The organism is Streptomyces sp. A5-4, from assembly GCF_051131715.1.
Lineage (GTDB): Bacteria > Actinomycetota > Actinomycetes > Streptomycetales > Streptomycetaceae > Streptomyces.
The window spans coordinates 6,723,243-6,733,483 of sequence record NZ_CP178591.1; the positions used below are offsets into that span (position 1 = coordinate 6,723,243).

At 65.7% G+C, this 10,241-nt stretch carries 10 protein-coding genes; 4 read left to right on the top strand and 6 right to left on the bottom strand.

All coding sequences use genetic code 11. The features are described 5' to 3' along the window. Positions 1 to 524: 524 nt before the first annotated feature. Positions 525 to 1,751, top strand: coding sequence for an ISAs1 family transposase (locus ACLLJJ_RS31605; protein WP_434597462.1), 1,227 nt, complete (start codon positions 525 to 527; stop codon positions 1,749 to 1,751). A 466-nt stretch (positions 1,752 to 2,217) separates the two neighbouring features. On the opposite strand, the gene ACLLJJ_RS31610 is transcribed toward ACLLJJ_RS31605, so the two are convergent. Then, positions 2,218 to 3,159 carry a hypothetical protein gene (locus ACLLJJ_RS31610; RefSeq protein WP_185297994.1) on the bottom strand — a complete coding sequence of 314 codons (942 nt, stop codon included), beginning with the start codon at positions 3,157 to 3,159 and terminating at the stop codon, positions 2,218 to 2,220. Positions 3,160 to 3,411: 252 nt separating this feature from the next. Here ACLLJJ_RS31610 and ACLLJJ_RS31615 point away from each other — a divergent pair, with 252 nt between their 5' ends. Next, a complete protein-coding gene (locus ACLLJJ_RS31615; RefSeq protein WP_185297993.1) occupies positions 3,412 to 4,251 on the top strand; it encodes a hypothetical protein in 840 nt (279 codons plus the stop codon). On the opposite strand, the gene ACLLJJ_RS31620 is transcribed toward ACLLJJ_RS31615, so the two are convergent. The 3 genes from ACLLJJ_RS31620 to ACLLJJ_RS31630 are packed head-to-tail and all read right to left on the bottom strand — an operon-like array spanning position 4,239 to position 6,349. Further along, complete coding sequence (locus ACLLJJ_RS31620; RefSeq protein ID WP_185297992.1) at positions 4,239 to 5,045, bottom strand: aldo/keto reductase; 807 nt, start codon at positions 5,043 to 5,045, stop codon at positions 4,239 to 4,241. The genes ACLLJJ_RS31615 and ACLLJJ_RS31620 overlap by 13 nt on opposite strands. Further along, positions 4,955 to 6,166 carry a JmjC domain-containing protein gene (locus ACLLJJ_RS31625; protein WP_185297991.1) on the bottom strand — a complete coding sequence of 404 codons (1,212 nt, stop codon included), beginning with the start codon at positions 6,164 to 6,166 and terminating at the stop codon, positions 4,955 to 4,957. Before ACLLJJ_RS31625 ends, ACLLJJ_RS31620 begins: the two co-directional genes overlap by 91 nt. Positions 6,167 to 6,175: 9 nt before the next feature. Continuing rightward, the gene (locus ACLLJJ_RS31630) at positions 6,176 to 6,349 is read right to left on the bottom strand and encodes a hypothetical protein (RefSeq protein WP_185297990.1); all 174 of its coding nucleotides are present in this window, start codon (positions 6,347 to 6,349) and stop codon (positions 6,176 to 6,178) included. A 231-nt stretch (positions 6,350 to 6,580) separates the two neighbouring features. Here ACLLJJ_RS31630 and ACLLJJ_RS31635 point away from each other — a divergent pair, with 231 nt between their 5' ends. Further along, positions 6,581 to 7,567, top strand: coding sequence for a phosphotransferase (locus ACLLJJ_RS31635; protein WP_185297989.1), 987 nt, complete (start codon positions 6,581 to 6,583; stop codon positions 7,565 to 7,567). 330 nt (positions 7,568 to 7,897) lie between these two features. Here ACLLJJ_RS31635 and ACLLJJ_RS31640 read toward each other — a convergent pair whose 3' ends face one another. Next, positions 7,898 to 8,077: an NUDIX domain-containing protein gene (locus ACLLJJ_RS31640; RefSeq protein WP_185302553.1), complete on the bottom strand. Its 180-nt coding sequence runs from the start codon at positions 8,075 to 8,077 to the stop codon at positions 7,898 to 7,900. 168 nt (positions 8,078 to 8,245) lie between these two features. Further along, entirely contained in the window at positions 8,246 to 8,950 is a 705-nt protein-coding gene (locus ACLLJJ_RS31645; protein WP_185297988.1) for a nucleotidyltransferase domain-containing protein, read from the bottom strand. Positions 8,951 to 9,155: 205 nt separating this feature from the next. On the opposite strand from ACLLJJ_RS31645, the gene ACLLJJ_RS31650 reads away from it, so the two are divergent. After that, positions 9,156 to 10,211, top strand: coding sequence for a hypothetical protein (locus tag ACLLJJ_RS31650; protein ID WP_185297987.1), 1,056 nt, complete (start codon positions 9,156 to 9,158; stop codon positions 10,209 to 10,211). The last annotated feature ends 30 nt before the right edge of the window (positions 10,212 to 10,241 follow it).

Below are 10,241 nucleotides of genomic sequence, written 5' to 3' on the forward strand. Positions count from 1 at the left end.
TGTCCTTCCCTAGCCATTTCGGCTCGACGACAGTGCCCCCGAGCTCTTGCACCCGCGCCTTGAACGCTGCCCAAGCTGTGGCCGGATCGCTGCCGGAACAAGGCCGGCACATACCCTGGCCCCGTTGCACTGCGTTTGGAATCGCTGTCGTCTCGTGTCCCTTGGGGCAGCGAATCCGGTGCTTGGCCGGGCTACCGAGCCACTGCGCCTCCAGCACTTCGCCGCCCAGTTCTTCCACTCGGGTCCTGAACTGCAGCCACGCCTTTGTCGGGGACCCGCCCATACGGTCACTCTCCCATCGTCTCGTCTGCCGATATGGCACGGTTGTGAGCCGCTTGCGGTCTGGCATGGCCGATCAACTGTACGTGGGCTCATAAGAGATGGCCTGTCGGCTTGACCCCAGGGCTTGCGCAAGTTCCGGAGACGCGTGAGTGGCCGGGTTGGGGTGGGTAGCAGTGCGGACACGGGGTTCGTGATCATTGTGGTGTCGAAGCCAAATAATCATGAGGGTTCCCGTGTCCGCTGTGCCATCTTCCCTGATCCCTGCCGTGCTGACGAAGCTGGGTCCGCTCGGGCCCGATGACGTCACCGATCTGCGCCCGTTCCTGGAGGCGGTACCCGATCCGCGCTCGCGGCGGGGCCGCTGGTACTCACTGGCATCGATCCTGCTGATCTGTGCGGCCGCGGCGGTGTCGGGGGCCAGAAGCATCGACGAACTCGCCGAGTGGGGAGCGCGAGCGGACATCGGAGTGTTGCAACAGCTGGGCGTACGACGTCACCTGATGCGGTGGCGACACGCCCCCTCCCGCTCGGCGATCGGCAGGGCTCTGGAACGTCTCGACGGCGACGCGCTGGACGCGTCCGTCGGCGCCTGGCTGGCTCAGCGGCACCGTGAGACGGACCCGGTGAACGGGAAGGAACCAGGCCGCACGAAGCGGCGCGCGATCGCGGTCGACGGCAAGGCCCTGCGCGGATCGGCCCGGCTCGAACAGCCCCATCGACATCTGCTGTCCGCCGTCACTCACGAGCGGCCCCTCACGCTCGCCCAGGCCGAGATCGGACGCAAGACTAACGAGACCACGCACTTCAAGCCCCTCCTGGCACCCCTCGACCTGCAAGGCAACGTGATCACCTTCGACGCGCTGCACTCGGTGAAAGCCAACGTCACCTGGCTCGTCGAGACCAAGCAAGCGCACTACATCGCCGTCATCAAGACCAACCAGCCCACCGTCTGGGCCCAGTTGGACGGACTTCGATGGACGGCCGTCCCCATCCAGCACACCGCGTCCAACACCGGACACGGCCGCCGCGAGTCCCGCTCGGTCAAGACCGTCGGAATCAACGAGAACCTCGGCGGCATCGCTTTCCCCCACGCGAAACTCGCCCTGCGCGTCCACCGCCGCCGCAGGGAGAGTGGAGAGAGGGAGACCCGGGAGACCGTCTACGCGGTCACCAGCCTCGACACCCACCAGGCCACCCCGGCCGAACTGGCCACCTACCTGCGCGGACACTGGGCCGTCGAGAACTCCAGCCACCACATCAGGGACGTCACCTTCAGGGAGGACGCCTCCACGGTTCACGCCGGCACCGCGCCCCGGGCGATGGCCGTCTTCCGGAACCTCGCGATCGGCACCCTTAAAGCAGCGAAAGCATCCAACCTGGCCAAAACAACGCGAGCCATCCGCGACAACCCCGAACGAGCCCTCCCGCTCCTGGGCATCACCAACAACGCAACCATCCCGGGAACTTGATCACGCCCTGGCTTGACCCGCCCGCCTTTGAACACCGATCCGTCTGGTGCTGAGACTGCTCCACGGCCTCATAACCTGATCGACGACCTTCCCCTCGGCGAGAGCTACACCCGGTTCGAGGTGACCACACTCTGATGAGACACCACCGCCTAGCGCACGCGCTTTCGACAGGTGGTGCAGGCGTGTGCGGAGCCCGGGCCATAGCGATAAATGGGTGCGCCGCAACCGGCGCATGGGCCGACATGCCAGATGGGACACCCGTAGCACCGTGCCGCCTCGGCGCGCTGCTCGGGGCTGACATGGAGGCGCTGAGGTTGTCGGGGGATGCGGAAGATCCGCTGGGGCACGTCGGGGAAGGTGTGCAGGCCGGATGCCTCAGCGTGATCACGGCGCGGTCGTCGATCGTCGAAGACGCGGGTGTCCTCGCCGTAGCGGCAGGTGGAGTCGAGCTCCTGTTCAGTGAACGTCAGACCTGCTTCCGCCGGGGGTTCGGCGTCGGGCAGTGGTTCGTCCTCGCCGATGATGGTGCGCCAGCGGTCCCGGTCGGCTGTCGGTGCCCATAGCCGTGTCGAGGCCCGGGGGTTGTGCTGGCAGGGATCTTCATGGGCACGTAGTCGCCCTCGGCGCTGGCCGCGACCAGGGCGTCGACTTGGGTGTGTGGCTTGGGCGGCAGGCATAGCGCCGGCAGGGTCCAGGCAACGTGCAGGCCCCCGCACGAACTGCCGTTGAGGGGGCAGGGCCTCTGGGCGGCTGGCGTGCAGGCCCAGTCCTGTAGATGCCGTATTCCGCCGCGCACGAGCATCGTGCGTGCGGAAGCGATGTCGCGCCAGGGCCAGTCATCGACCCGCACCCAGGGTGCCCGGTCGATCAGCGCTGCCCGGTCGTCGTTGGTTACCCACAGGGGCATGATCTCGCGGTCCGCGGCGGCAGTTGAACGCCGTCGAACTGTCGATGCCGTGATCGGCGAGTACTGCGCCTCCCACCCGACGCGCCCTGCACTACCCGACACCAGGACATCGTTGCGTACCTTGCCGTCTGTGCTGCGGGCCTCAATCTGTGCCGAGAGGCCGTGGCGGTGCGCGGCTCGCGCGATCCGCTCCTTGAGAGCCTTGTGCTTGTCGCTCTCATCGGCTGTCGGTTTGTTGCGTACCGGCAAATGCGCGGCCACCAGGGTTGTGACCCCGTCGACTATACGCCGACGGATCGTCATCCAGGGGGACCGATCTTCTTCTTCGGCCTGGCAGATGCCGGTGCCGTGATGCTGCAAACACTGCAGCAGCTCACGGTCGCGCTGTTCGATCGGCAGAGTGATCTCGTCGAACAGACCGGGACGGTCTGGGTGGCCGAGGTCCGCATGCGTTAACTCGATCTTGAGGTGATAGCCGGTGTGCCACACGCCGTTCGCCATAACTCATAAGGGTAAGAACGGCCACGGACAATGCACCAGAGCGCGTAACCGCTAGGGTCGTGACCCTGCTCGGATAGGGGGACACCTCTAGCCAGTTGAGTACTTAGTGGACATCGCCCGAACGCAGCCCGCGCGGTGCGACTGCGATAATCCACCGGCAGGGCCGAGGCGGCCAACGCATACCTTGTTGACGCGGTCCTACGGCATCCGAAGAGCGCACTGCTGCAGCTGGGGCTTGGTACGTTCTGGCGTATGACGCTGCGTTCAGTGGATTTGCGCAAGGAGCCTGTAGAGGTCGTACTGGATCGCGCCGAGCGAATGCTGGGGGTGCGACTCGATGGCGAGACTATGGTGCGTAAGCGGCGGTCTGTGGGGGCTCGTACGGACCGTGGTACGTGGGTGCGCATCGAGCGGCGTGGGCTCGACCGGATCAGGGTTCAGGGCGGGGATGGCACCGCGTCCGCGGACGGCCTGCGCGGGATCGCCAAGCCAGCATGGTTCGCCGGTGTCGCGTGGCGGGACGAGGTGGATCCGGTGGTGTGGCGGGCGGATGAGACCGGGCTCCTGCCGGATGCACCGGTGGGTAGCGCCGTCGTCGCGAAGGGCCCTCAACTGTCCGTAGAGTGGTGGGCTTCGCTGAATGTTTCGTTGGATGCCCTCGCTGCGCAGCACACGAATCGGATCGCGACACCGGATACCGAGACCGTTACGCAGGAACTGGTCACGGGTACGATCCGCAACGTCTTCGCCGACGTCGATACGGCAGTGGCCGATTGGCGGCCGGCTCACGGGGATCTCAACTGGGCAAATATGACGGCCCCGGTGTTGTGCTTGTTTGACTGGGAGGACTGGGGCATGGCTCCGCGCGGCCTGGACGCGGCACATCTGTGGGGAGCCTCCCTCGCCGTCTCGGCTCTGGCCGATCGTGTCCGCAGGGAGCGGCGCCACGATCTGGCGAGCCGGGACGGCAAGCTGATGATGCTCTTCGTCGCCGCGAAGATCCTCGGCCCGTACGCAGATCCCGAGGACCCTCGCCTGGTCCCCGCGCGGAAGATGGCAGAGCAACTGCTGCAGGAACTTCAGGTCGCCTGACGGTCCTTGAGGAGCTGCCGGTACTCCTGGACGATCTGGTCATCCACCTCGAACGTCAGAGCTTCGGTCAGCTCCCGCAGATGATCGACGTTGTCCGTGCCGACGGCGACCGCGTCGACCCGGGGCAGGTTGTAGGCAGAGCGGAACGCGGCCTGGACTTTCGTGACCGAGGCGGAATCCCGCAGGAAGACGCCCGGATCGAAGCGCTCCCACACCTCCTGGGTCGCATTTCCGCTGAAGGGGCTCATGCCCCATACCTGCGACGGACGCCACCTCGTCACCAGAGATTCGGCCGCTTCGAGGATGTCGATCCCAACCAGTAGCCCTGCCCGGACCATGAGGACATCAGGGCACGGCACATCGAGGTCCACGAGCGGGCGCGGGTCCCAGGTTGAGATGCCCCAGGAACGGCAGAGCCCTGCTCGCACGGTGTCGGCCAGGGCCGAGCATGCCTGCGCCAGCGTCTCGGCGTCCGGCACCGAGTGCTCCGGGTTGTGGAGGAACACCACGTCCGGCTCCCGCCCGAGACCCTTGATTGCCTGCTCGACGGCGCTGCGTAGCCGGGTGGGATCGAGGCTGTGCCCCTCGGGGAAAAATCCGATCTTGGTGGAGACCGAGAACTTCGGCAGCAGGTCGCCGGCCGTTGCCTTCAGGACCTCGTGGGAGCGATGACGAAGGTAGTTAGACGCGGTGTCGAGGTGTTTCACGCCGAGGTCGGCGGCTGCTTCGAGTAGGTCACGGGAGTGACCAGACCGGTGTAGCCCGAGGACGATATCTCGGTCAGCGGTTCGCATAGCCCCTCCGTGATCAGCAGGTCGGCCAGAGTGATGATGTCCTCGGATGCGCCGTCGAGGTAGACCGGATGGCCTGACAGGAGCGTCCGGAGGCCGGGTTCTGCGCGCGCGTGGAGGGTCAGCCGCTTGCTACCGCCGGAGACTTGTACCGTTTCCCCGGAGCGGACGATGGATGGCGCGAACTCAGTGACGGCCACAACTCCCTCCGGCCGGCCGAAGGCGGCTACGTGCGGCATGTGGCGTGCGGGCGGGGTACTGGACCTCAGTTCGGCCAGGTACCGCTCGGGACTGTAGTCGGCGGCCAAGGCGCTGAGCTTGTCCGCCAGCACTTTGTGCGCGACTCCTTCCACACTCTCCAGATTTTGGCGGAATATCTGATCCGCGCGGGCTGCGTCAGAGAGGAAGTTGGCCCACGTGACGCCGGTTCGTCTGGTGAACCCGAACGTCACATGCAGTGAGTGGCCACTGCTTCCGGAACCGAGGCGGGAGGCGGTGTGCCAGAAGCCGCGGGGGATGTGCATGACGTCCCCGGCCTGCATGGTGCCCTTCCACAGCACTTCCTCGGAGGGGGTGCGATTGCGTTCCGCGTCGCGGTACATCGGTGCCGCCCGAGATGGGCCGCGTACCTCCCATGACTTCTCGCCCGAAATCTGTACAGCGATGACCTCGTGATCATCCCAGTGGAGATGGAATCCGTCGGCTTCGCCGACCGCGAGGTATGCGTTCGCGGAGGTCAGTTCGCCCGACCACCAGCCCAGGGCTCGGCAGGCGACCTCCAGTGTCGGGTCGAAGAAGTCCACATGGTCCAGGACGACGGTGCCCCCTTCGCTGAGGATCCGTCCGAGCGCCGCCATGTCGGCCTGACTCACGGCTTGCCTGCGCCGGTTGACATTGGTGGACAGGAATGTGGACGGGTGCATTTCGTCGCCCTGGGCGTAGCAGCGCAGCTGCGGATTACCCAAGTGGCGGCGCTTGATCAGGTCCAGCAGCTTGTGCGGGGTCAACAGCCGTGCGGGTAGCTCCGGGTCCGTGAGACGGCCGCGTGCGAACGCGGTCCCCACGGAACCCGGCCCGTCCCAGCCGAGAGCCTTCTCGATGTGGGTGACGAGCCGGTGCTCCATGGGATCCCCCTACTCCTTCGGGAGGTTCAGGTCACGGTTGTCGCCGTCATCGCCCGCACTGTTCTGCGAGCTGGTGACGTCGGACCGCTCGGACTCGCTGCGGTCGTGAGCAGTTGCCAGCTCCTCCACGGCGATCAGAAGCGCGGGGCTGGTCCCCGCTGGCGAGGATGTCCTGTCTGCCATCTGTGCTCTCCTCTCGGTTTCCCCCGGCCAGCTCCGGGCGAAAGGTCTGATTAAATCCGCGTCTCCGACATGACAGTAGAGCGAGATTCGGACATGCGTACGAGTGTGTGCCGTCGTCTAAAGCGGTTGGCCTCATCGCGCGCCAGGTAGTGGCCATCACCGGATGGATCAGCCCAGTCCCGTACGAGAAATCCGTCGCGCAGGGGCAATGCCTTCCTCCACTGTGATGGGATGCCGAACATCAGCACTCCGCGCCTCCAGTACAGCTCCACGGCCGTACGCCCACGCTGGGACGACCTCCCCCAGGGCATTCATCGACTCATCTCCCTGCGCGTGGGTGGCGTAGTGGATGCAGGGCCGAGCGCCGGAAGCGGGTTCACTAGCGGCTTCGCCGCCGTGCTCCGTGGAGCTGGCGGGCCCGAGTTCGTCAAAGCAGTCAACGCCAACGAGAACGCGGTGATCGCCGACTGCTACCAGCGCGAGGCATTGATTAACCAAGCCCTGCCGATCGAGGTTCCGGCGCCCCGCTTGCGGTGGACCGAGGAGACGGAAGACGGATGGATCGTCCTTAGCTTCGATGCGGTCGAGGGAGGACGCATGCCTGCCGCGCCCTGGAAGCCTGACGAGCTTGCCTCGACCCTCGACGCCTGCACAGTCAAGGCCGAGGCGCTCTCCACGCCCTCGGCGGCACTTCAGAAGGTCGGGCTCAAGCCGATCGGTGACGGCAGCGACTTTGCGGACTGGCGTGACCTCACCGGCGGTGCCACCAGCCCGAGCATCCTGCCGGAATGGGTACCCACCGACAGGCTCGGCGCCCTGGCCGAACTGGAATCCCACTGGCGACAAGCCGTAGCGGGCGATGCGGTCCTCCACCATGACCTACGTCAGGACAACGTCCTGATCGACACGGGAGGCGCTGCCTGGATCTGCGACTGGAGCTGGCCTTGTCTCGCTGCGAGCTGGTTCGATCTTGTGCTGCTCTTGGCCACAGCACACGCCGACGGACACGACGCCACCACCCTCTTCGAGGACCACCCCACCGGCCGTGAAGTCGACGGAGAACAGCTCGACGCGGCCCTGGCTGCCCTCGCCGGGTTCTTTCTCGTTTCCGGAGCCCAGCCCCCAGCAGACTGGTCCCCGTACATCCGCCAGCACCAGACTTGGTGCGGAGAAGTCACGCTGCGCTGGCTCGCCGACCGACGCGGCTGGACACGCTGACCAAGACCGCCCCGGCCCAGAGTGAATCTGCAGGCCATAAATAGCGGGCACACCTGAAGATCACGGCATCGGCCGTCGGGGTGGTGGAACCACATCCGCCAGGGCCATGGGGACGGCGGAACCGCTCCGCCGTCCCCATGGCCATCAAGACTTTTCCGGGCACCGAGCTGTGGTGGAGACGGTGGTCAAGTTCCCACTACGCTGTGCGGTTGGAATCCCAAGGCGCGGCTGAAATTGCCTAGTTGAGATTGAACTAGCTGTACTCGGTGTGCTCGCTGGACAGCACCAACGCCGATGCGTCGGCTCGGACACCGAATGCATGCTCAGGAATCACCAAGACCTCCGGCCCCACGTGAACTCGCCAGTGACACTCACCAGCGGAATCGCCGACTGAGCATCCAGTTCGAGCAACTCGAAGTCGCCAGCCAGGCCAGCCTCTTCGGTTGCCTGTCGCCTGGCGGCCTGGGGCGGCGCTTCTCCCGCCTCACCACCACCAGCCAGTAGGCGCAGTCCAAGCGACGGACCACGGCGTGGAACAGTCCTCCCTCAGTCCGCCGGTACGGCAGCACCAACACCTGGAACGGAGCACGACCCTCCAGACCTTCAGCCATCGCTCCACGGTAGAGCCGATGAGCCGCCAACGGTGTCGATCGGCGTCATCGCAGCCCGTCCCATCGGTCACGGTGTCCCACTGCGCCGATACCCGACCCACAGTCGCCCGCCAGCCCGCGCCAGGACGTCGTCAACGACGCCAACAAGGGCTTCGGTCTGCCCGTTCAACGCCCCACGAACAGCATGGTGCAGGCGCACATTGAGGCCGGGCGCTGCGTCGGCTAGGCGACGTGCCAGCCACTTCCCGCCGCCACCCCACGCCCCACCGAGCGCCAGCGCCAGTTCGCCTGCCCGTCTCGCCAGCTCTGAGGCGATGAACAGCCGCTCACCTTCATCGGTGCACCCAGCAAGATCGTCCAGGAGATCCGTGATCGAATATCGGAAGTCCTCGATCTCCTCCACTGTTGCCGCTGGCGGACCCGCGAGGGCCAGCTTCCTGGCTTCGGCAGCCAGACTCACGCCGAGCCCATCCACGTCGAAGAGCAGTTCGCCATCCGCACACATCCACAGGAGCGGGGACCGGCGCTTGCGAATTTCCCGGTCCACGAATGCGTGCCAGGATTCTTCGGTGTGCACGAAGAGCTCCACGGGCCAGTCGCCGTACTGAAGGCTCTCTCTGTACGGAGCCGGCGGACCATGCAACAGCACCACGATGTCCAAGTCGGACAAGGCCGTGCGGCGCTCCGTCAGCACGCTGCCCCCCAGAAAAGCCGCGCGAGCGACAGGATAACGTTTCTCTACAACGGCGCGGGCGACGACAACCGGATCCATGCAGCCACTATCGGTATCCAGGGCGCGTCACGCATGTGGTTTGTTCAATCGCTCGGGTGAGCGGTGTGCGCCATGCCCGATGTGCGCACGGGTCGCCGCCAGAACTGCCCACAGGGTGTGGAGGGCTGCTTCCCTGCCCGCTTCGGTCTCCGGATGAGATGATCACAGGCAGGGTCATGGTGTCGCATCGGTGGGAGGGGGAGCGGTGGCCACGGACGCCGTCTTGCGGGGGTACTTGCTGGAGGAATCGCTAGCTTGGCTGCTGCGGTTCAGTGGGTATCGACTGTTGGTTCACGAGGACCAGGACCCCGAGGAACTGGTTGATCAAGAGGGGGCGCTTCGTGTACGCGGCCGTGGTGCCCTGCACCAGGTAGACGTGCTCGGCGAGTTCGCCTTCACACCCGCGTTCTCCATGCCGGTGCGGATGTTTCTGGAGGCCAAGTTCTACCAGAAGCCCTGTGGGTTGGAGATTGTCCGCAACGCCCATGGTGTGGTCCACGACGTCAACGAGAACTTCATGACGCATGCGGGCACACGCCCCCGGCAGCGCTACCAGTACTCGTACGCGTTGTTCTCGGCGGGTGGCTTCACGGCGGACGCGCAGAGATACGCCTTGGCCCACCAGATCTCGTTGGTGGACCTCTCCGGAGCCTCATTCACCTGGCTGCTCGGCGCCATCGGCAGCACCGCCTGGAGCCTGTTCCAGGCGCAGGAGAAGTACCTGCCCAAGCCCCCCGGGTTCCCGGTCACCTGGATGCGGCGACAGCTGAGGGAAGCCCTGGAGACGTCCCCGGTGCACTTCTTGTCCTCGGCTGACATTGCTGAGGGGAAGTTCAAGAATGCCGCCCGTGCCGCGCTCGAGCAACTGGTCGCTGCTCTTCGCCAGCGCAGTGAGACGGAGCTATTGCTCGGCTTCCCCTCCGCGCCGTTCATCCTTCCGCTGGCTGCGGATGATCACCGTCGGTTCCTTCGGTATGCGGAGGCCAGACCGGATCATGCGGTGCGCATCAAGAGGCGCGGCAGCGGGACGGTAGCGGAGTGGACGCTGGCTCCGGTAGAGGAGCCCGGCGCCTACGAGTTGGCGTTCAAGCTCCCGAAGCACATCGAGCAGTGGATCAGCGACATCGACGGGAAGGAGCGCCGTCGCACCATGGAGATCAAGGAGCAGTTCTTGTCCGCGATCACCATCTACCGGATGAACGGCGAGGGCCTGCGTACCTACCAACTGCGCTACGAGGCGAGCTCCTTGTCCCGCTTCTGACTCCGGTGTGAAGTTCCGGGCCCTGGCGGT

Coding starts and splice junctions, on each gene's coding strand:
- ACLLJJ_RS31630 (WP_185297990.1), bottom strand. CDS start 6,349: ATGGCAGACAGGACATCCTCGCCAGCGGGGACCAGCCCCGCGCTTCTG.
- ACLLJJ_RS31610 (WP_185297994.1), bottom strand. CDS start 3,159: ATGGCGAACGGCGTGTGGCACACCGGCTATCACCTCAAGATCGAGTTA.
- ACLLJJ_RS31635 (WP_185297989.1), top strand. CDS start 6,581: ATGCCGAACATCAGCACTCCGCGCCTCCAGTACAGCTCCACGGCCGTA.
- ACLLJJ_RS31645 (WP_185297988.1), bottom strand. CDS start 8,950: ATGGATCCGGTTGTCGTCGCCCGCGCCGTTGTAGAGAAACGTTATCCT.
- ACLLJJ_RS31620 (WP_185297992.1), bottom strand. CDS start 5,045: ATGCGAACCGCTGACCGAGATATCGTCCTCGGGCTACACCGGTCTGGT.
- ACLLJJ_RS31615 (WP_185297993.1), top strand. CDS start 3,412: ATGACGCTGCGTTCAGTGGATTTGCGCAAGGAGCCTGTAGAGGTCGTA.
- ACLLJJ_RS31625 (WP_185297991.1), bottom strand. CDS start 6,166: ATGGAGCACCGGCTCGTCACCCACATCGAGAAGGCTCTCGGCTGGGAC.